Here is a 23,097-nt window from a genome sequence, read left to right as displayed (position 1 = left end):
CTCATGAATGAGGATAAAAAGTTAAATGGCCCGTCGCCGAGCCGATGGGGCTTATTGATTCAACGCGATGCGAACCACGCTGTCCGGCCCCTGAGTGGAATGATCTTTGTTAAACGGTTGTTTGACCGTAACGAACAATGTCTGGCCGTCTGCCGACAACAGCAAGCTGTTTGGATTCGGCGGCAGCGCCCAGCGCTGTTTCACCGCATAGGTCGTCGCATCCAGGCTCAGTACATTGCCGGATTCACGCTGCGAGATATAAATTTCATTGCGCCGTGAATTGAAAACGACAGCCAAAGAGTCGCCCACATCAAGCCGCTTCAATAATTTTCCGGTATGAATATCCAAGACCAGCGTGGTCTTCGCCTTGGAGTTGTCAGTGACGAACAAACGACCGGTAGCCTCGTCTTCAGCCATATTAAGCAGCAGTGCCGGTTGGTCTCCCAACGGTTTCCAGCGTTTCTCGATGCGATTGGAACGCGGGTTGATCACCAGGATCTCGCCGCTGCCATTGGCGGCATACACACGTTGGGTCTGTTCGGAGTAATGCAGGCCGGTCATCCATTTGCCGGTATTTTTAATGCGCGTTTTCAGCTTGAGCGTTTCGGCGTCAACCACCCAAATTTGCGCCGGATCGGCCACCGCCCCCACATACAGCGTATTGTTGTGAGCCAGAATTTGGCGCGCACCATACGGCAACCCTTTCTCATTGCGCTCGCTGAACAACAAACGTCCTTTCACCTTACCGTCGGCGGCGCCGATTGCGCTGATACCGCCGTCCAGCGAATTGCTGACATAAAGGGTTTTTCCATCCGCAGAGGCCTGCATGGCGAAATTTTTCAGATCGGTATGCGTCGTGCCAAGGGTTTTCAGGGTCTTGGCGTCCAGCTTATAGACCACGCCCCCCTGTACATCTTTAAAACTTTCGGCGCTGGCGACGTACAGCGCATCTCCCCCTGGCGTCAGCGCCATTTCATACAAACCATAAGCCAGTTGGCGTTTGACGACGCTGTCGGATTGCGCCGCTGGCGCGAGAGGTTGCACGGCAGGGGAAGAGGAAGTGGTTTGGTGCGGCGCGCAGCCGCTTAGCGCCATACCCGTCAGCAGGGCGAGCACAGAGATTTTCATTTTCATCGGGGAAATCCTTGACCATTTAAAACGGCGTTAACGGGGGCTCTGCAGTTTAGTTTTGAGCTTTCTCATAACGAGAAATGAGCGCCACCGCGCGTCTCAGTGTTTCCCTGTGAATCAACTATCACGCTAATGCAGGCTAATAACTCCTTCATGCGCCCGCGAACAACAAAGAGAATGAGAAACATACTCATTATTATTTACGCAATCAAGCGTAATTATTTTCCTTCGCTCTCTAAAAGTCATGGCGGTATCTCGTATTATCAAAGCCAATACGTCAGCTATCGACCGCGGTGCCGGGCATGATTATCTCGCCTTACACCGTCGAGAGACTGCCTCACCCTGCGTACAGACACTTAACGGCAAACAAGCAGACAACAGGAGAAGCCCCCTCATGACAACCTCTGACCCACGGGAGTGGCGGCGTGCTGACTATCTCGTCAGCACCGAGCCCAGCCTGCTGGATATTGACGCCATTCATGCATTTCTGACCCGTTCGTCATGGGCGGAGGGCATTGATAAAGAGACCGTTCGCCAGTCCCTCTCCCACAGCCTGTGCTTCGGCTTGTATCACGGCACCAGACAAATCGGTTTCGCCCGGCTGGTCACCGATTACGCCACCTTCGGCTATCTGTGCGACGTGTACGTGCTGGAGACGCATCAAAAAGGCGGGTTGGGCCTGTGGCTGGCGGAATGCTGCCAGGCCCATCCGCTGATGGCGACGCTGCGGCGAATCATGCTGGTCACCAGCACCGCCCCTTGGCTCTATGAAAAAGTGGGCTATACCGCCATCAACTGTCCCGATTTTGTCTGGCAGATCGCCCGACCGGACATCTACCGACGTTAATTTTTCAGCAAGGCCGCCCCAGTTCACACTCTTCCCCCGCGACATTGGCAATCGCGGCGGTTAGGGCCCATGCTGGCGACAAATTTTACCGTTTGCCCCTTTCAAGGAGAATCTATGCCCGTTTCAGCCCGTAACCAATTCACCGGTACCGTGTCCGCCGTCGCCAAAGGCGCCGTCAATGACGAAGTGGAGATCACCCTGCAGGGCGGTGAAAAACTGGTGGCCATCGTCACGGTACAAAGCCAACAGTCGCTGGGATTAACCATCGGTAAAGAGGCCGTCGCGCTGATTAAAGCGCCGTGGGTGATCCTGGCGACGGAGGATTGCGGTTTGCGTTTTTCCGCCCGCAACCAGTTTGCCGGGGAAGTGATTGCGGTTGAGCACGGCGCGGTCAACAGCACCGTGCACCTCAAAGCGGATGCCGGTTTTGTGCTGACGTCGGTGATCACCAATGAAAGCCTGCAGGAGATGGCGCTGAAGAACGGTTCGCGCGCCATCGCCCTGATCAAAGCCTCATCGGTGCTGCTCGCCGTCAAAGCCTGATACCGCCAGGCCCGCACAAGCGGGCCTTTCAAGGCGCTATTTCAGCGCCTGCTCGGCCAGCAGCCCGAGGGCGATGACGATCATCGCCGCGCCGGAGATGCGCCCCACCACCTTCGCAGCCTGCGGGCGCGTGCGCAGCACCGACTGCGAACCGAATCCCACCAGCAGGTACACCAGGCCGCAGCTGATCAAATGCACCACGCCCAACGCCAGCATCTGCATCGGCACCGACCATTCGGCCCGGGCGTCGGTAAACTGCGGCAACAGCGCCAGAAACAGCAGAAACACCTTGGGGTTCAGGCCGCTGACGCACACGCCCTTGCCGGCCCAGCGCAGCCAGGAATCGGAACGCTGATCCTCACCGGCGCCCGGCACCGGCGGATGCAGCAGCATATTGAAACCGATCCACAGCAGGTAAGCCGCCCCCAGCAAGGTGAGCGCCGTCAGCGCCAGCGGATTGCCGACCAGCAACGCGCCGACGCCCGCCACCACGATCGCAATCATCAGCAGGTGGCCGAACAACAAACCGGCGACGGCGGGCACCACCACCCGGCCGCGAATGCCCGCCGAGATCACATAAGCCCAATCCATACCCGGCGTGATCACCAACAGAATCGACACCACCCAAAAAGCGGCGAACAGAGCGAGCGTCATGCCGGCGCCCTCTCAAACGCACAGCGCCGCACCGAACAGAGAACCATCGCGTTTTCCTCGTAGAATAAGCACGGCCCCGCCTGGCGGCGGCCGTCAAAACCGTTCAACAGATGGCAAGAATATCCTCAAGGCGTTAAAATGTGCTTTCAATTACTTGCCTGAAACCGGCATAAGCGGGGAAATTTTTCCAAATGGATAAGATTGATCGCAAGATTCTTGCTGAACTGCAGGCCGACGGGCGTTTGTCGGTGACCGAGCTGGCCGAGCGGATCGGTTTGAGCGTGTCCCCCTGCCACCGCCGGGTGCGCGCATTAGAGGAGTCCGGGGTGATCAGGGGTTACCGCGCCCAGCTCGATCCCGGCAGCCTGGGCTATAACTTCTCCGCTCTGGTGTTCGTCACCATGCGCGAAGGCGATCGCCGCGCCGTTGAAACCTTCGAAAACGCCATGGTGGACATTCCCCAGGTGGTGCAGGCGCAGCGGCTGTTTGGCGATCCGGACTATCTGCTGCACGTGATCGCCCGCGATCTGCCCGCCTTCCAGCAGCTTTACGACGAGAAGCTCTCCGCTCTGCCGGGCGTGCAGCGCCTGAGCTCCACGCTGGTGATGAAAACCGTGGTGCCGGAGCGCTCGTTCCTGCCGCTGGGCCAATGACGACGGGAGCGTTGCCGCTCCCGTTTTCTCTTTTCTTTAAGGCACAATCACGAAATCCGGATTGGCGACGGCAAACAGCGCCTCGCGATCCGCCGCCGGTGGGTAAATCCACTGCGTGTTGATCTCCTGCTTAATCTTTTTGCCTTCCTCACGGGTAAAGCGCACCTGGCGCTCCCAGCCTTCGGTATACAGCGCGCCCCAGGGGCCCAGATCCAGACAGGTCACATACTTCGGCTGGCTGTAAGGGTGCGCCGGCAAGCCCGTCAGCTCCGCCGCCGCATTATGGCCGGCGACACGGCCAAGGCTCAGCGCATGCTGGCAGGTCATCAGATTGTGGTTACCGAGATCGTCGGTCGCCGCTTTCACCGTATCGCCGGTCACGAAAATGCCCGCCGCCGCCGGCGCGCGCAGGAAGGCGTCGCCGATCACTCGGCCATTAGCGTCACGTTCGCCGGGGATTTGCTCGGTCAGCGGATGCGCACGCACGCCTGCCGCCAGGATCACCGTGTTGGCGGCGATGCGCTCACCGTTCGACAGCATCACCCCCTCGGCATCGATAGCCGAAACGCGCAGGCCGGCTCGCGCTTCCACGCCGCACTCCGCCAGCGCCTGGCGAATCACCGCCCCCGGCTCTGCCCCCATTCCCGCGCCCACTTCCGGCGCGGTATCGACGATCACCACGCGCACGTTCTCGTCTTTGCCCAGCGCATCGCGCAGCCGTTGCGGCATCTCCGCCGCGCTCTCCAGGCCGGTCAGTCCCGCTCCCACCACCACGGCGGTGTTGCGCGCCGGCGTCGACGGTTTGGCCGCCAGCGCTTTAATATGAGCATCCAGACGCTGCGCGCTTTCCAGCGTATCGACGTTGAAACCGTATTCGGCAAAGCCCGGCACCGCAGGCACGGAAAGCCGACTGCCGGTGGCCCACACCAAACGATCGTAGGCCAACTCAAGGGGTTCCCCCACCGCCGGCGCCACCCTGAGCGTTTTGGCGGCGGCGTCGATACGTTCCACCGTCCCGGCCAGGTGCCGTGCACCGATGGCGGTGAGCTGCGCGGAAATGTCGGGGTTCATGTTTTCCAGCACCGCTTCATACAGGCGTGGCCGGATGGTGACCGTTGGCGTCGGCGAAACCATCAGCACCTCGATGTCGTCATGCTTACCGGCAAGGGTAATGGCGCGCATGGCGGACACGGCGGCCCAAAAACCGGCAAAACCGGAACCGGCAATCACTATTTTCTGCGTCATGGGATGACTCCTTCATACAGGGTTGACCGGGCGACGAGGCTGCCCGCAGTTTTTTCGGATGAACGGCGCCGTTCCGCTCCCGTCGCAGGGTGCAGAAGGACCGCCCGCCCCTTCCGAAGAGGCGGGAAAAATGTGTTTTGTTTTAAGGAAAGGCGGAGTTTAGGTCTTGGCGCGAGCCGTTTTGCCGCTGCGCGCGGTGCGTTCCGTCATGCGCTCGTCGAGCCAGATGTTGACCTCGCCGAAGAAGCCCTGTGGCGCCTTGCGGCCAAAACGGGCAGCGACGTCGCCGAGGGTCTGCGCCGCCAGCGCATCGCGCATCGCCTTCTCCGCCTGCAGCATCACCGCATGGATAGCGCATTTGCCGGAGACCGCCCATTCCGGCGGGGAATCATCGAACACCGCACAGCGCCCGCGCACCTCCTGGCAATCGAACAGCGGCTTGTGCCCCTCGATGGCGTCGATAATCTCCAGAAAGCTGATCTCTTTCGCCGGACGGGCCAGCCGGTAACCGCCTCGCACCCCTTCACTGGCGGCGACGATGCCCGCCTTTTCCAGCTTGGGGAAAATCTTGGCCAGAAAGCTGGGGGAGATCCCTTGCAGTTCGGCGAGTTCGCGGCTGCTGAGCGCGCGCTGGTTATCGCCGACCAGCCACAGCAGGCAGTGGATGCCATATTCAACGCTGGTTGTGATGTACGCCATATGTCCGTTTTTGACCGTCAGTAAACCTTCAATAACGCAGACTATATGAGTCTGCGTTTATCTTGTCAATAAAACACAGACTAACTTTATCCGCGTTTTATTGAAGTTCCGTCTCGCTCCCGACGGAGAAAACGCCCTTCGAAATGAAAAATAAAACTTTTTTGCCCTATTCGCCCCCGGCTAACGTTTCCTTGTCGCCTGCCGCTGACTATGATGTGATGATTGCCGTCGCGGCGGTTTGTGATCCGCCGCACTTTCACGCGGATCGCGCCGTGGGAATAAAGAACTCTTGTCTGCTGCTGACGTCTTAGAAATGATTATTTAAGGGAAACGCCTGACTATGACCAACCGGTTGACCAAAACCGCGTTAGCGGTGCTGTTGCTCGGCACGTTGAACGCCACCGCCCTGGCGCCAGCACAGGCGGAAAGCCAGGACCAGTTGCCGGATATGGGCACCTCCGCCGGCGGCACCCTGAGCATCGGACAAGAGCTGGCGATGGGCGACTTCTACGTGCGCCAACTGCGCGCCAGCGCCCCGCTGATCAACGATCCGCTACTGAGTCAATACATCAACCAACTGGGCAACCGGCTGGTGGCCAGCGCCTATTCGGTGCGCACGCCGTTCCATTTCTATCTGGTGCGCAACGACGAAATCAACGCCTTCGCCTTCTTCGGCGGCAACGTGGTGCTGCATTCCGCCCTGTTCCGCGTCAGCGACAACGAAAGCCAGCTGGCCTCGGTGCTGGCGCACGAAATCTCGCACGTCACCCAGCGCCACCTGGCGCGCGCAATGGAAGATCAGCAACGCAACGCCCCGTTGACCTGGGTGGGCGCGCTTGGTTCCATCCTGCTGGCGATGGCCAACCCGACCATGGGCATGGCGGCGCTGAGCGGCACCATGGCCGGCACCCAGCAGGGCATGATCAGCTTTACCCAATCGAACGAACAGGAAGCCGATCGCATCGGCATTCAGGTGCTGCAGCGCGCCGGTTTCGATCCGGAAGCGATGCCCGACTTCCTGCAGAAACTCTCGGATCAGTCGCGTTACGCCTCCAAGCCGCCGGAAATGCTGCTGACGCACCCGCTGCCGGACAGCCGTCTCTCTGATGCGCGCAACCGCGCCAACCAGATGCAGAAACACATCGTGCAGTCTTCGCAGGATTACCTGATGGCCAAGGTGCGCGCACTGGGCATGTACAGCTCGGAAGGCTATGGCCTGAATGAAGAGCTGCTCGGCTCGCTCAGCAAAGGGAACGTGCGCGAACAGGCGGCCGCCAAATACGGCCGCGCCATCCTGTTCTATGAAGCGAAAAAATACGACGACGCGCGCAACATCATTCAACCGATGCTGGCGCAGGATGCGAAAAACGTCTGGCTGATTGACCTGATGACCGATATCGATCTCGGCCAGAAACGCGCGCCGCAGGCCATCGCCCGCCTGCAGGCGGCCAACGTCGCCCAGAACAACAACCCGGTGCTGCAGCTCAACCTGGCCAACGCCTATGTCGAAGGCAACCAGCCGGCGCAGGCGTCGAAGATCCTGAACCGCTACACCTTTGCCCATCCGGACGATCCGAACGGCTGGGATCTGCTGGCGCAGGCCAGCGCCGCTCAGGGGCTGCGCGATGAAGAGCTGTCGGCCCGCGCCGAAAGCCTGGCGCTGAACGGCCGGCTCGATCAGGCTATCGGCCTGCTCAGCAATGCCAGCTCGCTGCAGAAACTCGGCAGCCTGAAACAGGCGCGCTACGATGCGCGCATCGACCAGCTGCGCCAACTGCAACAGCGCTTCCGCCAATACCAGCGCAGCTGATTCAACAAGGAATGAACGCCATGAAAAACGTCACGATTTACCACAACCCGCGCTGCTCCAAGAGCCGTGAAACCCTGGCGCTGCTGGAACAGCACGGCGTCGATCCCAAGGTGGTGCTGTACCTCGAAACGCCCCCTACGGTCGATGAGCTGAAAAAGCTGTTGAAGGAACTGGGCTTCACATCCGCGCGCGAGCTGATGCGCAAAAAAGAAGATCTGTACAAGGAATTGAAGCTGGCGGACGAAAGCCTGAGCGAAGAGCAACTGCTGGCGGCGATGACGGCGAACCCGAAACTGATCGAACGCCCGATCGTGGTGAAAGGCAGCAAGGCGCGCATCGGCCGGCCGCCGGAGCAGGTGCTGGAGATTTTGTAATCGTCCGGCAAATCTCTTATTGAACCGCAAAATACCAATAGCCCTGAACAGGGCTATTTTTAATTAATTGTTATATAAATACTTTTCATCATCACAGTCTTCTTCCGCTGCTATGCTGCGCAAACGCCAAATCTCTCGGTGAAACAGCCGTTGACAATCGTCAACACCCCGCCTACCCTGATCGCATCACTGGACGAGCGATGAAAAAACACCCAGACAAGCACATTCAGGCGGCATTAGCTTACGCCCTTTCTCAGGGTTGGCATTTTCGGCCCAGCAAGGGGCACGCATTTGGCCGACTACATTGCGCCTTTGCCGGGCATCAAGAACATATGATGAGCATCTGGAGCACGCCAAAAAACCCAGAGGTACATGCCAAACAGATTCGGCGCAAAGTCGATCACTGCCTGGCGCTGTCGCAGAAAAAATAACCGGAGAATCACCATGACGCTCTATCATTTCTCATTGACGCTGGATGGGGTCACCGCCGATACCGCCGGGCTGGAAGATGCGCTGTATGCGGCGGGATGCGATGACGCGCTGATCTGTTTCTACGGTAAAGCCGTTTACCTGGAGTTCGATCGAGAAAGCGATAACTTTGCGCACGCGATTTGCAGCGCCATCAGCGATATTGAATCCGCAAATATCGGCGCCAAGGTGATATCGGTGGACTCCAGTCTGGTGGGATTAAGCGATATTGCCGAGCTCACCGAACTGTCGCGTCAGGCGATCGCCATGCTAAAAGACGGAACTCGCGGCCCCGGCGGCTTCCCTTCCCCCATTCAACGGCTCGGCGGCGCCTCACCGCTGTGGCGCTGGGCTGACGTGGCGGCCTGGTTGGCACAACAGGGGAAAATCGACCCACGGCTTGCAGACAATGCGCAGTGTCTGGAACATATCAATCTCGCTTTGCAACTGCGAAACGATCGGCAACGCCAGCAGGTTGAGCACTACTGCTCCCTGCTGGAACACGCGGAAAAATAGGCAGATTAGCCCGTTACAGCCCCAGGATCTCTTTAACGAACGGGATGGTGAGCTTGCGTTGGGCGGTGATCGAGGCGCGATCGAGTTGATCGAGGGTCATAAACAGCGTGCGCATCTCGCGATCCAGCCGTTTCAACAGGAAGCGGCCCACGTCTTCCGGCAGCTCGAAGCCGCGCAGTTTGCCGCGCAGCTGCAGCGCCAGCAGTTTCTCTTCGTCCGACAGCGGCTGCAACTTGTAGATCTGCCCCCAGTCCAGGCGCGAAGCCAGATCCGGTAAACGCAGGTTCAGCTGACGCGGCGGACGATCCCCGGTGATAAACAAACGGGTGCGGCCGGTTTCCAGGATGCGGTTGTAGAGGTTGAAGATCGCCATCTCCCACTCTTCGTCGCCGGCGATGCATTCGATATTGTCGATGCAGACCAGCGCCAGCTGCTCCATGCCGTCCAACACTTCAGGCACGAAGTAGGCGCGCTTGTCGAGCGGCACATAGCCCACCGCTTCGCCTTTCTGCGAAAGCTCGGCGCAGGCCGCATGCAGCAGATGGCTGCGCCCGCCGCCTTCACGCGACCAGAAATAGATATAGCTGCCATGTTCCTGACGGACGGCGGATTGGATCGCGGCTAATAGGGATGGGTTCTCGCCCGGATAAAAACTGGCGAAAGTTTCATCATCGGGAAGATAAAGTGGCAGTGAAAGCTGTGCCGGCGTATTCAGAGAAGCACCTCAACCAAAACTGGCAGAAAAACGTGGGCAGTTTAACACAGAAAACGGGCGCTGTTGAACCGGCAGGATCTTATGCCGCAATAGTGAACAATGCCTAAGCATCGCTTGATCGGCGGCGGCGCCCGCCGAGGCAAGAATTATCCGATATCATTCCCTAACTCCATGCCTGCGCAGGTTAAATTTGTAATTTAAGTAAAATCTGACCTAGTATAGGTAGGCTAAATGCAATCACCATCAACAAGGTTTCTGCAAGGATATAGACGATGAAAGTATGGAATAAAGTGCTGTTGGCCTCCTTTATCGGGTTGTTGGTTGCCGGCTGTGATGACTCCTCCAAGGTTGACGCCAACCTGGATAAAGCCAAAGACAGCGCCGAGCAGATGAAAGACGCCGCCCAGAAAAAAGCAGACGATCTGACGGACAAAGCGAAAGCGACGGCGGATGAAATCAAAAAAGAGGCCGCCACTCAGGCGGATCAGCTGAAAGACAAAGCTTCGGCGATTAAAGAAGACGCCGCCAAGCAGGCGGACGCCATCACCAACGACGCCAAGGCCAAAGCCGCCGCGATCAAAGACGACGCAGGCAAACAGAGCCAGCAGTTGGTGGATCAGGCCAAGGCCATCAAAAACGACGCCATCAACGGCGCCAACGATCTGACCGAGCAGGCCAAGGCGAAGACCGAAGCCATCAAGAACAGCGCCGAAAACAAAGCGCAAGAGTTGAAACAAGAGACCGATGCGGCGGTGAACGGCAATACTCAGCCGGCCACCCAGCAGTAAGCTATTCTCAGCCACCAAAGAAAGGAGCAGTAAATGGGGATTATTTCCTGGATTATCTTCGGCCTGATCGCCGGTATTTTGGCTAAGTGGATCATGCCCGGCAAAGACGGCGGCGGCTTTATCCTGACCGTTGTGCTGGGGATCATCGGCGCCGTGGTCGGCGGCTATATCAGCACCTTCTTCGGCTACGGCAAGGTTGACGGCTTCAACTTCGGCAGCTTCGTGGTGGCGGTTATCGGCGCCATCGTGGTGCTGTTCGTGTACCGCAAAATTCGCAGCTAAGGCGAATGCCATAAGTCAAAAGGGCAGCCCCTGGGCTGCCCTTTTCGTTACTTCTGCTCCGCCGATTCGTCCGGCGCGTCAAGCACCTCTTCTTCCTTGCGGAACAGGCTGATGACCTTGAACAGCAGGCTCAGGCCGATCCCCACGGTGGTCGCCAGCGCCATGCCTTTCAGCTCCGCCGCGCCGATGTGCACCTTGGCGCCGCTCACGCCGATGATCAGGATCACCGAGGTCAAAATCAGGTTCTGCGCTTTGTTGTAATCCACTTTGGATTCGATCAGCACGCGAATGCCCGAAGCGCCGATCACACCGTACAGCAGCAGCGAAACGCCGCCCATCACCGGCACCGGCACCGCCTGGATCGCCGCCGCCAGCTTACCGATGCAGGACAACAGGATCGCCAGCACCGCCGCGCCGCCGATCACCCAGGTGCTGTAGACCTTGGTGATGGCCATCACGCCAATGTTCTCGCCGTAGGTGGTGTTCGGCGTGGAGCCGAAGAAGCCGGAGAATACCGTCGAGATGCCGTTGGCGAACATCGAGCGGTGCAGGCCCGGATCGCGGATCAGGTCTTTTTTCACGATGTTGGCGGTCACCACCAGGTGGCCGACGTGCTCGGCGATCACCACCAGCGCCGCCGGCAGAATGGTGAAGATGGCGAACCACTCAAAGCGCGGGGTGTAGAAGGTCGGCAGCGCGAACCAGTGCGCCTCGCGGATCGGGGTCAAATCCACCACGCCCATGAAGAACGACAGTGCATAGCCCACCAGTACGCCGATCAGGATCGGGATAATCGCCAGGAAGCCGCGGAACAGTACTGAACCGAGCACCGTGACCGCCAGCGTCACCAGCGAAATGGTGATGGTGGTCGAGTCGGCGCTGGCGCCTTCCGCCGGCAGCAGCCCCGCCATATTGGCCGCCACGCCCGCCAACTCCAGGCCGATGACGGCGACGATCGCCCCCATCGCCGCCGGCGGGAACATCACGTCCAGCCAGCCGGTGCCGGCCTTTTTCACGATCAGCGCCACCAGGCAGAACAGCACGCCGCACATGATGAAACCGCCCAACGCCACTTCGTAACCGAGCGGCAACAGCAGCAGCACCGGCGAGATAAACGCGAAGCTGGAACCGAGGTAGGCCGGGATCTTGCCTTTACAGATGAACAGATACAGCAGCGTGCCGATGCCGTTGAACAACAGCACGGTCGCCGGGTTGATCTTGAACAGGATAGGCACCAGCACGGTGGCGCCAAACATGGCGAACAGGTGCTGGAAGCTGAGCGGAATGGTCTGGAGCAGCGGCGGGCGCTCGCTGACGCCGATGGCGCGACGGGTCATGTGTGCTTTTCCTCGGTTTATTGGTTTTATAGGTTTTAGTCAAAAAAAAGCCGACTCGTTAAGTCGGCTCAAATGTTTACTTAGTACCAAATATCTTGTCGCCCGCATCGCCCAGGCCAGGCACGATGTAGCCCTTGTCGTTCAGACACTGATCGATGGAGGCGGTGTACAGCTCAACGTCCGGATGCGCTTTCTCCAGCGCGGCGATGCCTTCCGGCGCCGCGACCAGAACCAGCACCTTGATGCTGTGGCAGCCGGCTTTCTTCAGCAGATCGATAGTGGCGATCATCGAACCGCCGGTGGCCAGCATCGGGTCGACGACCAGCGCCATGCGCTCTTCGATGTTGGAAACCAGCTTCTGGAAGTACGGCACCGGCTCCAGGGTTTCTTCGTCGCGGTATACGCCCACTACACTGATGCGCGCGCTCGGCACGTGCTCCAGCACCCCTTCCATCATGCCCAGGCCTGCGCGCAGGATTGGCACTACGGTAATCTTTTTCCCTTTGATCTGATCCACTTCAACTGGCCCGCACCAGCCTTCGATGGTGACTTTTTCCGTCTCCAGATCGGCGGTCGCTTCATAGGTCAGTAAACTACCCACTTCTGAGGCCAGCTCACGGAAGCGTTTGGTGCTGATGTCATTTTCGCGCATCAGGCCAAGCTTGTGTTTTACCAGCGGGTGTTTCACCTCAACGATCTTCATCATTTTTCTCCTATTAAGGTGGTTGCGGCCAAAAAAATCGCGGGATTATACCTCCTTTTTTTCGCCGCGCCACCCACAATAGCCCGATCGGGATCAACAAAATTTTGAATATCAGTATAGATGACGAAAAAGCGGAGCCGGTTCACAAGCCGCTCGCAAACGTTTGCCTGCGCTGTTAGAATTGCCGCGCCTTATTCCGGAATCAACATCGGAAGCACAGTTTTCAAACCGCAAATCGTCGTGGGGAATCGCGCAGTGACCGACAAAACCTCTCTCAGCTATAAAGACGCAGGTGTCGATATCGATGCAGGCAACGCATTGGTAGATCGCATCAAAGGTGTAGTTAAACAGACCCGTCGCCCGGAAGTGATGGGCGGTCTGGGCGGGTTTGGCGCCCTGTGTGCGTTGCCGCAGAAATACCGCGAGCCGGTGCTGGTTTCCGGTACCGACGGCGTGGGCACCAAGCTGCGTCTGGCGATGGATCTGAAACGCCACGACACCATCGGCATCGATCTGGTGGCGATGTGCGTCAACGATCTGGTGGTTCAGGGCGCCGAGCCGCTGTTCTTCCTCGACTACTACGCGACCGGCAAGCTGGATGTGGACACCGCGGCCAGCGTGATCACCGGCATCGCCGAGGGCTGCAAACAGTCCGGCTGTGCGCTGGTGGGCGGCGAAACCGCTGAAATGCCGGGCATGTACCACGGCGAAGACTACGACGTGGCCGGTTTCTGCGTCGGCGTGGTCGAAAAATCCGAGATCATCGACGGCAGCAAAGTGCAGTCCGGCGATGCGCTGATCGCCCTGGGCGCTTCCGGCCCGCACTCCAACGGCTACTCGCTGGTGCGCAAAATCCTGGAAGTGAGCAACACCGATCCGACCGCCACTCAGTTGGAAGGTAAACCGCTGGCCGACCACCTGCTGGCGCCGACCAAGATTTACGTGAAGTCCGTGCTGGAGCTGATCGAGAAGGCTGACGTACACGCCATCGCTCACCTCACCGGCGGCGGCTTCTGGGAAAATATTCCACGCGTGCTGCCGGAAGGCATGCAGGCGGTGATCGACGAAGCCAGCTGGCAGTGGCCGGCGGTGTTCACCTGGCTGCAGCAGGCCGGTAACGTCAGCCGTCATGAAATGTATCGCACCTTCAACTGCGGCGTAGGCATGGTCATCGCCCTGCCGGAAGCCGAAGTGGAAGCGGCCATCGCGCTGCTGACCGCGGCAGGTGAAAAAGCGTGGAAAATCGGTAAACTGACCGCCTCTTCCGACGAACAACAAGTGGTCATCAACTGATGAAAAAGATCGTGGTGTTGGTCTCCGGCCAGGGGAGCAATCTCCAGGCGCTGATTGACGCCTGCCAGCAGGGCCGCATCGCCGCCGAAATCGTGGCGGTGTTCAGCAACAAGGCGCAGGCATATGGCCTGCAACGCGCCGAAGCGGCGGGCATCGCCGCCCAGGCGCTGGATGCCAAGGCCTACGCCGATCGCACGGCGTTCGACGCCGCATTGGCGGACGCCATCGACCAGTACCAGCCCGATCTGGTGGTGCTGGCCGGCTACATGCGCATCCTCAGCCCGCAGTTCGTGCAGCGCTATGCCGGCCGCATGCTGAACATTCACCCTTCCCTGCTGCCGAAATACCCGGGGCTGCATACTCACCGTCAGGCCATCGACAACGGCGACAGCGAACACGGCACCTCGGTGCACTTCGTGACCGAACAGCTCGACGGCGGCCCGGTGATTTTACAAGCCAAGGTGCCGATTTTCGCTGACGACGAGGAGGATGACGTGGTTGAACGGGTGCAAACCCAGGAACACACGATCTATCCACTGGTGGTGAGCTGGTTCGTCGACGGCCGCCTGGCGATGCGCGACGGCGCCGCCTGGCTGGACGGTGAACGCCTGCCGGCGCAGGGCCACGCCGCCGACTGATGCGCGCAGCCTGAACCTTGCCTAAACGGCGCCCACGCGGCGCCGTTTTTTTTCGCTGCCCGCCGCGATGGTTCCAAAAGGCTCGCTGCGCCGTGGCCAAACTGCCCGCTTTAGGGCCAACCCCGTCGTGAGCGCGTCCCAGTATGTCGCATCAATGCCCCGCCCGGAACGGAACGCATCACGGACGCCAAGCCAACTGTGGTTCCGCGCGCAATAATCCTTGTCAAAAAATAAAACCATTATAATACTTTCTACCCTAAACAATATTGGGTGAAATTTTTCAAAAAAGAATATATTTATCCCTTATACATAGTTTTAAATTAAATAAATTAACGTCAACCCCATGATTATTGTGAGCTTCGTTGCAATAACAGAAAACACCCCTGTCAATTGTAATGATGTGTTGCCGTTCTATTACAAGTATGTAAGAGTGTGTCTAACACGATAACTTAACATTACGTACATAGGATTCCTTTCATATTCGCAAGCGCCAGTCATATATGACGCCTTCAAATGCAAATAATTCAATATGAAAGAATTCAGTATCGCCGCTGCTTATTTTTATATAATTAGCGCGATATTAAAATTGATTTTTATTTTTCAGATAAATATTTAATGGGGAATATCCCATTGAGATGAATTCGTTTGAATATATTTCAACGATATGCAGCAGCTCGAATCATGTTATAGCTAACTCATCAACAAACTGATTAATAAGGATATTTATGCTTAATCATACCTCTCTGACTCGTCAATCCCACCGTTTCGATATTGTTCTCGACTCGCCTTCCATGCCCTCTGACGGCATTGATTTATTAGTCGAAGAACTGCCTGAAACGCTGCACTTTGCCAGCGATTGCGCCTCAACCGGCAGCAGCGTCAGCACCGCCTCTACAGCGGGCTGCGGCTGCATTGCAACGGCGAGCTGCATCGGCACAATGGGCAGCGTTACCAGTAGCGGCAGCTAAATCATTACCCACAACCGGTACAAGATACTGTGCCAGTTAGTTATCTGAAACTCTACTCACTGGCTTTAAACAATGAGCACGTACACTGACGCCACTTTAGATTTCGACAGCAGTCATAAGCCAACCCTGGATATATCCTGGGATCGCAAACGGCCGCTATTAGAGGTCGAGTCACTGAATAAGTTTTATGGTGACACGCAAGTTCTTCATGACATCTCGCTGCAAATCAAGCCGGGAGAAATCATTGGATTGGTCGGACCTAACGGTGCCGGCAAAACGACGCTCATGGAAACCTTGTACGGAGGACAGCCCTTTGAAGCCGGCTTGGTGCGTTTATTTGGCGAAGACGTTCGACAAGGGCTTAATCACGTCATCAAGCAACAGTTAGGCGTCGTTCCGCAATCCTTTAGTTTGCCTTCGCTGCTGCGCGTTGAAGAGATCATTTCGCTCTATCAGGTACTTTATACGGATGCGTTGTCGGTTAAGCAGTTATTGGACATTGTGGCGCTAAAAGCGCAGCGTAAAATGCGTTTCTCGCGGCTTTCAGGGGGGCAAAAAAGACGTTTGGTGTTGGCGCTGGCATTGGCCGGCAAACCCAAGCTTCTTTTGCTGGATGAACCCACCAGCGATCTTGACCCGCAAAGCCGACGCTATATTTGGCGGCACATTATTGCGAATTCTCGTCAATCTGGCACGGGCGTATTGATCGCCACTCACCAAATGGATGAGGCGGAGAATTTATGCGACCGGGTGATGATCATCAACCACGGCCGGTTGCTGGAGAATGCCAGCCCACAACAGCTTATTGAGCGTTATTGTCCTGGGCATCATATCCGATTCTCAGTGCCGTTGACGTCGGTTGACGAGTTCCTCGCGCTCTTCCCTGAGGCGACGCAGGAAAGCGATGAACATGATCAAACCTTCCGCCGCCTACATATTCCCACCCAAGAATTGGCACAGGTGTTACCGCAAGTGATTGCGTTATCACAACGATTGGGTTGTGAACCCGAACAAATGCAGGTAAGCAAAAACACCCTCGAGGATGTGTTCATTCATCTGACAGGCGAAGCATTAAGGGATTAACATGAGCCATAGCTGGCAGATTTATCGGCGCTTCTTCGGCGCCAACACCAAAGAATATTTACGCGATCCGCTATCAACCTTATTTTCTCTTGTATTGCCGTTATTTTTCATCTTTACCTTTGGCATAACGGCAAAAATTATTAATGGCAATCATCAACCGTTCTCCATGCAGGTGAGCGTTGTCGGAGACACGCCGGAAACAGAGGCTCTCTGGCTTAAATTGAACAATTATCCTGGCCTGGCCGTCCAGCGCCAGCTTCGAAGCGATCCGGAAGCGCTGGTGCGCGCGAATGAAGTGAACGCGGCGGTGAGTTGGGATGCAGTACAACAACGCCCTGCGATCACCACGACGGAATCCATGAGCTCCATCGCTCAACTGGTTTCCGCCGCACTCAATCAGCAACCGGCCGACGCCCAGCAGCCGATACGCTTCATTACGCTGAAAACTGAGCGTTTCAACTATTTTAGTTTTATCTTCCCGTCCTTGCTGACGCTGGCCCTGTTGCAAGTCGCCTTATTTGGCACGGCGACGCCGCTGATCGCCGCGCGAGAAAAAGGCACTTACCGCTATTACGGCGTCATTCCGTTGCCGCGCTGGATTCTGCTCGCATCACAGGTCAGCGTCCGCCTGGTGATATCACTGGTTCAGATCGCCCTGTTAATGCTCATTAGCAGTCTGGTCTTTGGCTTTACCCTTGAGCATCCCCTGCTGTTTATCGTGCTGCTCGTCGCCGGCGCACTGTTGCTGGTGAGCTTTGGGTATGCGCTGGCCGGCTTATTCCGCACGAATACCGTCGCGACAATCGCCCTGACCTTACTCAACTTTTGGTGCATGTGTTTCGGGCAATTGTTCCTCGATCTGAGCGCATTCCCGCCACTCAAATGGTTAATTTTGACGACGCCGGTCGGTTTTGTCGCCGATGCACTGCGATACGCCATGAATGGCAGCGAAGGCGTATTCCCCTTCTTCATTAACTGTATCGGCATGGCGATATGGGGTGTGATCACGCTGTTTGTCGGCGTTAAGTGGTTCCTTTTCCAGCCAAAACAATCTTAAAAAAACAGGTACGCAAAGATGAAAAACAGATCGGCATCTTGGCATTTTTACAAGCTGTATATCGGTAGCCATCATGATGGAATGGACTTTCTGATCACCCAGGGATTGACCCAAGCACTGGCGTACGCTCCTGATTCTCCTTGGTTCTTCTTACGTTATATCGATGAAAAAGGATTACATTTACGCGTTCGTTTTCTGCTGCAGGAAAAGGACAGCCAGCGCCTGGAAACTGCCATTTACGCTGCGCTGCATGATGCGCTGAATAGCCTGCCGTTGCGCCCGGCCAACCTGTGGACGCCATTGGTCAGCTTCCGCGGCAACACGCCGTTTCCCACGCATGAACTCCCGGTCCATTGCGAACGCGCGGAATATGAGCCGGAAACGGACGTCTACGGGGGCGAAACGGGCATTGGCATCGCCGAAGCGCTGTTTCACCAATCCAGTGACATTGCCCGTGCCATATTGCTGGCCGAGGCAGGCGGCGGCATGACGCGCAAAGAGTTTGCGTTGCCTCTGATGCTGGCCATGTTGGAAACGTTCATTCCTGTTGCCCGGCGTTCCGCCTTCCTTGAAAGCTTCTCGACTTTCTGGCTGGCGGGCTCTGCGGATATCGGAATGATCAAAAACAGCTTTACCGATCGCGCATGGGAACTGATTGATGAAAACTCGGTTCTTCTGTCGCCGCAGATACGGCAAGACGCGCAAAGCGCCGAACTGGTGGATCGCTGGCAGTCTGCGCTAGACCAGACCCGGCGTAACTATGAACGCCATTGCGAACGATACAGTGACGGCCTCGCGAAAAATCTGGCATTCCAATTCATGCACCTAATGAACAATCGCCTTGGCTTAAGCACGCTGGATGAAGCCTGGCTGGCCGTGTTGCTAAGCAAAAGCCTGGAAAGCGGAGTTATTCATGCATCATCATAACTTTGCCGTTTCCGCGTCCATGCGCCAGAAATATCCGTTCATGTCGCTGCTCTCGCCGCTGACGGGCGTTGTCGGCAGCGTCTACCCGTTGGAACCGCAGGAGATGCATATCCCCCGCTTTTCGTCGGTTCTGGCCAGCCTGGGCAATCTGTCAATGCCATATCCCCATATCATTGACAATAAAGGCAACGACCTGCAAAAAATCGCGCTTGCCGGCTGCGGCGCCGATGAACACGTCGATATGGCGATCGTCCGCGCTGTCGCCGAAGCGGCAGAGCGATACGCCACCTGCGTCTACCATCCTCGCGATGTTTCGGTCGCCAGCTTCCGCGAACTCGGGGCTGACGGTTTGGCGGCCGACAGCCTGCCCCGTTGCAGCGAGGAGGAGCTCGCCGATCCGCTCTGCCCGGTCAAACCCATTGATGACGCCCAGCCGTTGCGCTGGGTGGAAGGTTACTCGTTGACGGACTCCCGCCCGCGCAAGATCCCGTTGATCATGTCGCATCTGTATGTGCGGCCCTGGGAAAGCGAGCGTTTCTGGTTGCCGATATCGACAGGCGTCGCGGCGCACACCGACCTCACCACCGCCACGGTAACCGCGATCAATGAAGTCATCGAACGCGATGCGATTGCCCTTACCTGGCTATTGCAAATGCCTTTAGCGCGCATCCGCTTCGATGAACCGGTACCGGATAGATTACAAGACAAGTTTTCACGCCTGGCGGCCAGTGGGCTGGAACAGCTGTTCTTCGATGCCACTACCGACATCGGCTGCCCGACAATCTACGGATTGCAGCTGCGCGACGGGCATCCGACCTCGGCCCAGTTCGTCAACTGCTCTACGGGGTTCGATCCCTGGGGCAGCTGCGGCAAGATTATCCGAGAAAGCGCCATGGGGCGTTCGGTACTCGAACATCAACTGCCGGTGCCGGACGATATACGCGATTTTATCGCTCTCGAACATGGCGCCATCTTCATGGGGCGAGCCGAACAGCGCTCCGCATTCGATTTTCTCACCGCCAGCGAGCGGCAGATGCCGATTAGCCGCCTGCAGGCCGGGCAACCGCAAACGCCGGCAGCACAGCTGAAAAAATTGGTGGCGCGTTTTCGTCAACTCAAGATGGACGTCGTGATAGCGGACATGACGACGGATGAACTGCGCGATGCCGGTTTACATGTGGTGCGCGCTGTCATCCCCGCCCTTTTGCCCATGACGGCATGCTATCGCGCCCGCTATCTCGGGCATCCGCGCCTACGGGAACAGCAGCAACGGTTGAGTGAACAATTAGGCAAAGCCGCCACGATAAATCCGTGGCCGCAACCTTTTGCCTGAAGGAGAGTGGTAATGATTATCGTCAGTGACACCGCGTTCGGCAATGACGTGGCCGATTATATGCACTGCCAGGAAGGGATCTCTCAACTGACATTGGCAACCGCACTGAACTATTCCTGGGCCGACAGCAAGGCTTCGTTCGTCGGGATCGCGCTATCCGGCGGCGCGCCGCTTAAGCTTGAACAGCTCACCACGCAGCTGTTTCGCGCCGGGATCCCTCACGCTTGCACCGTGTTGAACGACCATATGCTGTTTTGCGGCCCCCTAGTCATCCCAGGCCGAACCGCCTGTTATGCCTGTGCGGCGAAGCGCCTGCTCAGCCTCGCCGAAACGCCGCGTACGGCAATGATGGATTTGAACCTGCAGCGATATCATGAACAGCAGCCGCAGAACGCATTGCGCGGATATACGCCGGCGCTGGTGCTGATGGCTGGATTACGGTTAAAGCAGTATGCGCAGCTCCCCGAAGACCAATTCGGCAAACTGACCGCCGTGAGCTTTGGCAGCAATCGCACCGCGAGCAGTTCCGTGGTGGCGTTACACGGCTGCAGCTGCCGTGAAAACCGGCATATTTCGCAGGCTCAGGGCACGGCCTTGTTGGCCGAACACCTGGAAGGAGCCTTACGCTAATGAAAGCCACTCATATGTCGACCGTCTTGTCGGGCGCACAGTTTAGCCACCATAACGATCTTTACGCTTTGCTGCCCAAGCGCCCCAAATTAATTCCGGAACTGATTTTCATTCCTGAAAGCGATACCCGCGTAGCCGTGTATGGCGCCTATCAGCCGCGCATCCTGACCTGCGTTCAGGGGATAAACACGCTGGCGGTCTTCCTCGAGCGCCTCGATGGCGTCAACGTGCTGGAAAGCGTGCTGACCGACGACGCGACCATGAGCCGCGAGAATGCCCTGGGCATGCTGTCCTTACTGTTTCGCTATGGCTTCCTTGAAGAAGGTGAAGGCCTGGATGACGGCGCCCCAAGCCATTTGGCAAGCTATTGCGGCCGCTTTGTCGACAATACCCGCCTGCACGCCAACCGCACTGCGGCGCTGCAGTCCGCCCGCCGCCGCAGGCTCGCCCTGGTTTGCCCGGAAGATGTGTCATCGCTGCTGCAACACGCGTTGGCGCCTATGGCCGCCAGCATTGACGTTCTGACCGAGCGCCCAACGTCCAGCGCCCTCCCCTGGGATGATGCACTGATCATTTTTGACGGCAGCGAGTCCGACGTTTTCCGCCAGGCATGCGCCGATGGGTTGCACCAGGCCGGCGTGCGTTATCTGAGCTGCATTATTGGCGCGGATCGCACGCTGGTGGGCCCTTATACCCTCCCGAACATCAGCGCCAGTTATCAATGCGCACGCACGCAATGTGAGCAGCCATCGCCCGCCAACGATCGGCAAGAGGTGGCGTTCCGCGCCGTCTATGCCGCCCATGAGCTGGGGCAAATTCTGCTCGGGCTGTCCTCTGAAAGCTACCTCAACAAGGTCGTTTCCCATAGCCATCGGGGCGAGGGGGAGTACACCTTAGCCTATAAGGTCGCCCGCATTCCCGGTACCGCGCTAAGCGGTTTAGGCCATGCCGCCTATCTGCCGCCGGGGGAAGAGGCATTTACTGCCTGGCAGCACCATATCGGCACACGCTTGCCGCCGCAGGGCTTGTTGCCACCGCGTTCGCATCAGATGCACTTCACGCTGGATAACCTCAACCGCCACGCCTCAAGGCCGGTCAGGCTGCATGGGCAGCAGCATATCAACCTGCCCGACAGCGCATTGGCGGAGCGCTGTCCGCCGCCCTGGCGAATGTCGGCAATGCCGTCACAACCGTTGACACTGGCCAATCTGGGCTGGTTGCTGCGCCACGCCACGGGTTATCAAAAAGGTGAAGACGGCACATTACGCCGCATCGCGCCCAGCGGTGGGCAACTGCTCTCGTGCGATATGTTTGTGGTCGTCCGCCGGCCGCTGCCGGAGATATCTTGCGGGGCCTGGTTCTATCTCGGTGAAAAGCACCAGCTCGTCAGGATTGACGGCATTGACTGCCAGCAATTGGAACACTTGCTCCAGCATCCCGAAGAGCCGATTTCACTCATTATCAGCGGCAACCTGAACCGCGTGCGCGGCAAATATAACGACTTCAGCTATAACATCGTTAACCTTGACGCCGGAGTGGTTAATCAATATTGCGCGCTTTCCGCGCGCGCGGCGGGCTGGACGCTGAGAGAAGATCATGGCGTCGACCTGCAATGGTTGGCGTCATTGCTCTTCTTCACGCAACAGGATAACCCCCATATCCTCTGCCAGGTCTTGCATGTGCAAGCGCCCCCGTCACAGGGTGAGCCGTGCCCTGCTCCACTTTATGAAACGGCGAGCAGCCTGGTCGCCGTTAGCCACCGCCCACGGCCGGCCGCCGCGCCAGCGTCGCCCACGCCCGCTGCTCTTTCATCACTGGCGACTGTGCACCGCGATGAGCCGCTCTCCGCGTTGCTGGAGCGCCGCAGGGCGACGTATGACTATGCCGATAGCCCGTTCCCGGAAACCTGGCTGAATACCCTGATCGCCGTCGCGCATGCCGGTCTTGAACAAAGCCGCCTGCGCGGGATGCCGGCGTTGCCAATGGAACCCTGGATATTGCTGCCGGAAGCCAGCGGCGAACTTGCCGCGGGCATTTATCAGTGCAGTCAGGCAGATCGCCGTTACTGGCGGAAACGGGATAGCGGGTTTGGCCGCGCACATTTGGCTGATTGCATCAATCAATTAGCGTTCCATAAAGCCGGCGCGTTGCTGATGTGGGTTGCCGATCTTGAAAAGACCCTGCATGACCATGGCGCGGCGGGATACCGCATGCAGCTGCAAAACGCCGCGGCAAGCGCGATGCAGTGCTGGTTGGCGGCGCTGGACTGCGGCTTGACCGGAACGCTGGCGGGAGGCGTGATCGAAGAAGGGCTCATTCGCCACGCGGGCGCCGACGGCTATCGCGAGGCGCCGCTGTTCTGTCTAGTGCTGGCGTCCCCTCCGCCGGCAGAGGGTGTTTAAC

Annotated in this window: 25 protein-coding genes; 18 read left to right on the top strand and 7 right to left on the bottom strand. The window is 57.8% G+C overall.

Translation table 11 applies throughout. The features are described 5' to 3' along the window. Positions 1-51: 51 nt before the first annotated feature. On the bottom strand, positions 52-1,134 hold the full coding sequence (locus ACJ8J1_RS01490) for a YncE family protein (protein WP_033644010.1): 1,083 nt from the start codon (positions 1,132-1,134) through the stop codon (positions 52-54). Between the two features lie 391 nt (positions 1,135-1,525). Here ACJ8J1_RS01490 and ACJ8J1_RS01485 point away from each other — a divergent pair, with 391 nt between their 5' ends. Next, positions 1,526-1,978 carry a GNAT family N-acetyltransferase gene (locus tag ACJ8J1_RS01485; protein ID WP_033644011.1) on the top strand — a complete coding sequence of 151 codons (453 nt, stop codon included), beginning with the start codon at positions 1,526-1,528 and terminating at the stop codon, positions 1,976-1,978. A gap of 114 nt (positions 1,979-2,092) precedes the next feature. After that, positions 2,093-2,521 carry a TOBE domain-containing protein gene (locus ACJ8J1_RS01480; RefSeq protein ID WP_033644012.1) on the top strand — a complete coding sequence of 143 codons (429 nt, stop codon included), beginning with the start codon at positions 2,093-2,095 and terminating at the stop codon, positions 2,519-2,521. 36 nt (positions 2,522-2,557) lie between these two features. Here the strand turns inward: ACJ8J1_RS01480 and ACJ8J1_RS01475 are convergent, their stop codons facing one another. Then, positions 2,558-3,175 carry a LysE family translocator gene (locus tag ACJ8J1_RS01475; protein ID WP_033644013.1) on the bottom strand — a complete coding sequence of 206 codons (618 nt, stop codon included), beginning with the start codon at positions 3,173-3,175 and terminating at the stop codon, positions 2,558-2,560. A gap of 191 nt (positions 3,176-3,366) precedes the next feature. Between ACJ8J1_RS01475 and ACJ8J1_RS01470 the strand changes: the two genes are divergently transcribed. After that, complete coding sequence (locus ACJ8J1_RS01470; RefSeq protein ID WP_033644014.1) at positions 3,367-3,828, top strand: Lrp/AsnC family transcriptional regulator; 462 nt, start codon at positions 3,367-3,369, stop codon at positions 3,826-3,828. A 36-nt stretch (positions 3,829-3,864) separates the two neighbouring features. Here ACJ8J1_RS01470 and ACJ8J1_RS01465 read toward each other — a convergent pair whose 3' ends face one another. Continuing rightward, the gene (locus tag ACJ8J1_RS01465) at positions 3,865-5,073 is read right to left on the bottom strand and encodes an NAD(P)/FAD-dependent oxidoreductase (protein WP_033644015.1); all 1,209 of its coding nucleotides are present in this window, start codon (positions 5,071-5,073) and stop codon (positions 3,865-3,867) included. 159 nt (positions 5,074-5,232) lie between these two features. Beyond that, positions 5,233-5,772, bottom strand: coding sequence for an RrF2 family transcriptional regulator (locus ACJ8J1_RS01460; RefSeq protein ID WP_033644016.1), 540 nt, complete (start codon positions 5,770-5,772; stop codon positions 5,233-5,235). A 340-nt stretch (positions 5,773-6,112) separates the two neighbouring features. Here ACJ8J1_RS01460 and ACJ8J1_RS01455 point away from each other — a divergent pair, with 340 nt between their 5' ends. The 4 genes from ACJ8J1_RS01455 (at position 6,113) to ACJ8J1_RS01440 (ending at position 8,940) form a co-directional block, all read left to right on the top strand. Beyond that, on the top strand, positions 6,113-7,582 hold the full coding sequence (locus ACJ8J1_RS01455) for a beta-barrel assembly-enhancing protease (protein ID WP_033644017.1): 1,470 nt from the start codon (positions 6,113-6,115) through the stop codon (positions 7,580-7,582). Between the two features lie 20 nt (positions 7,583-7,602). Then, on the top strand, positions 7,603-7,956 hold the full coding sequence (arsC, locus tag ACJ8J1_RS01450) for an arsenate reductase (glutaredoxin) (RefSeq protein ID WP_033644018.1): 354 nt from the start codon (positions 7,603-7,605) through the stop codon (positions 7,954-7,956). 200 nt (positions 7,957-8,156) lie between these two features. Continuing rightward, on the top strand, positions 8,157-8,387 hold the full coding sequence (locus tag ACJ8J1_RS01445) for a hypothetical protein (protein WP_033644019.1): 231 nt from the start codon (positions 8,157-8,159) through the stop codon (positions 8,385-8,387). A gap of 13 nt (positions 8,388-8,400) precedes the next feature. Next, the gene (locus ACJ8J1_RS01440) at positions 8,401-8,940 is read left to right on the top strand and encodes a helix-turn-helix transcriptional regulator (RefSeq protein WP_033644020.1); all 540 of its coding nucleotides are present in this window, start codon (positions 8,401-8,403) and stop codon (positions 8,938-8,940) included. 13 nt (positions 8,941-8,953) lie between these two features. Here the strand turns inward: ACJ8J1_RS01440 and hda are convergent, their stop codons facing one another. Continuing rightward, complete coding sequence (gene hda / locus ACJ8J1_RS01435; RefSeq protein WP_025159568.1) at positions 8,954-9,655, bottom strand: DnaA inactivator Hda; 702 nt, start codon at positions 9,653-9,655, stop codon at positions 8,954-8,956. 272 nt (positions 9,656-9,927) lie between these two features. Here hda and ACJ8J1_RS01430 point away from each other — a divergent pair, with 272 nt between their 5' ends. After that, the gene (locus ACJ8J1_RS01430) at positions 9,928-10,443 is read left to right on the top strand and encodes a hypothetical protein (protein ID WP_016926729.1); all 516 of its coding nucleotides are present in this window, start codon (positions 9,928-9,930) and stop codon (positions 10,441-10,443) included. A 33-nt stretch (positions 10,444-10,476) separates the two neighbouring features. Then, complete coding sequence (locus tag ACJ8J1_RS01425) at positions 10,477-10,725, top strand: GlsB/YeaQ/YmgE family stress response membrane protein (RefSeq protein ID WP_016926728.1); 249 nt, start codon at positions 10,477-10,479, stop codon at positions 10,723-10,725. A 47-nt stretch (positions 10,726-10,772) separates the two neighbouring features. Here ACJ8J1_RS01425 and uraA read toward each other — a convergent pair whose 3' ends face one another. Together uraA and upp are read right to left on the bottom strand one after the other, a co-directional pair. Next, the gene (gene uraA, locus ACJ8J1_RS01420; RefSeq protein WP_033644021.1) at positions 10,773-12,062 is read right to left on the bottom strand and encodes a uracil permease; all 1,290 of its coding nucleotides are present in this window, start codon (positions 12,060-12,062) and stop codon (positions 10,773-10,775) included. Between the two features lie 76 nt (positions 12,063-12,138). Further along, positions 12,139-12,765 carry a uracil phosphoribosyltransferase gene (upp, locus tag ACJ8J1_RS01415; protein WP_004941642.1) on the bottom strand — a complete coding sequence of 209 codons (627 nt, stop codon included), beginning with the start codon at positions 12,763-12,765 and terminating at the stop codon, positions 12,139-12,141. Between the two features lie 255 nt (positions 12,766-13,020). Between upp and purM the strand changes: the two genes are divergently transcribed. The 9 genes from purM (at position 13,021) to ACJ8J1_RS01370 (ending at position 23,096) form a co-directional block, all read left to right on the top strand. After that, complete coding sequence (gene purM, locus ACJ8J1_RS01410; RefSeq protein WP_025303843.1) at positions 13,021-14,058, top strand: phosphoribosylformylglycinamidine cyclo-ligase; 1,038 nt, start codon at positions 13,021-13,023, stop codon at positions 14,056-14,058. Beyond that, positions 14,058-14,696 carry a phosphoribosylglycinamide formyltransferase gene (purN, locus tag ACJ8J1_RS01405; protein ID WP_033644022.1) on the top strand — a complete coding sequence of 213 codons (639 nt, stop codon included), beginning with the start codon at positions 14,058-14,060 and terminating at the stop codon, positions 14,694-14,696. The genes purM and purN overlap by 1 nt, the downstream gene beginning before the upstream one ends. A 725-nt stretch (positions 14,697-15,421) precedes the next feature. After that, entirely contained in the window at positions 15,422-15,664 is a 243-nt protein-coding gene (locus ACJ8J1_RS01400; RefSeq protein WP_127897176.1) for a hypothetical protein, read from the top strand. A 72-nt stretch (positions 15,665-15,736) separates the two neighbouring features. Further along, complete coding sequence (locus tag ACJ8J1_RS01395; protein ID WP_050594439.1) at positions 15,737-16,747, top strand: ABC transporter ATP-binding protein; 1,011 nt, start codon at positions 15,737-15,739, stop codon at positions 16,745-16,747. A 1-nt stretch (position 16,748) separates the two neighbouring features. Further along, positions 16,749-17,804 carry an ABC transporter permease gene (locus ACJ8J1_RS01390; protein ID WP_033644023.1) on the top strand — a complete coding sequence of 352 codons (1,056 nt, stop codon included), beginning with the start codon at positions 16,749-16,751 and terminating at the stop codon, positions 17,802-17,804. An 18-nt stretch (positions 17,805-17,822) separates the two neighbouring features. Then, positions 17,823-18,731, top strand: a complete 909-nt coding sequence (locus ACJ8J1_RS01385) for a thiopeptide-type bacteriocin biosynthesis protein (protein ID WP_071841623.1) — start codon at positions 17,823-17,825, stop codon at positions 18,729-18,731. After that, positions 18,718-20,064: a YcaO-like family protein gene (locus ACJ8J1_RS01380; RefSeq protein ID WP_050594440.1), complete on the top strand. Its 1,347-nt coding sequence runs from the start codon at positions 18,718-18,720 to the stop codon at positions 20,062-20,064. Before ACJ8J1_RS01385 ends, ACJ8J1_RS01380 begins: the two co-directional genes overlap by 14 nt. Before the next feature lie 12 nt (positions 20,065-20,076). Further along, complete coding sequence (locus ACJ8J1_RS01375; protein WP_021504405.1) at positions 20,077-20,694, top strand: hypothetical protein; 618 nt, start codon at positions 20,077-20,079, stop codon at positions 20,692-20,694. After that, on the top strand, positions 20,694-23,096 hold the full coding sequence (locus ACJ8J1_RS01370) for a nitroreductase family protein (RefSeq protein ID WP_033644026.1): 2,403 nt from the start codon (positions 20,694-20,696) through the stop codon (positions 23,094-23,096). Before ACJ8J1_RS01375 ends, ACJ8J1_RS01370 begins: the two co-directional genes overlap by 1 nt. Position 23,097: the final 1 nt, after the last annotated feature.

The sequence above is a fragment of the Serratia sp. CY37869 genome (genome assembly GCF_052168895.1).
GTDB classification, from domain to species: Bacteria; Pseudomonadota; Gammaproteobacteria; order Enterobacterales; family Enterobacteriaceae; genus Serratia; species Serratia ureilytica.
This window is presented reverse-complemented; position numbering and strand designations above follow the sequence as displayed.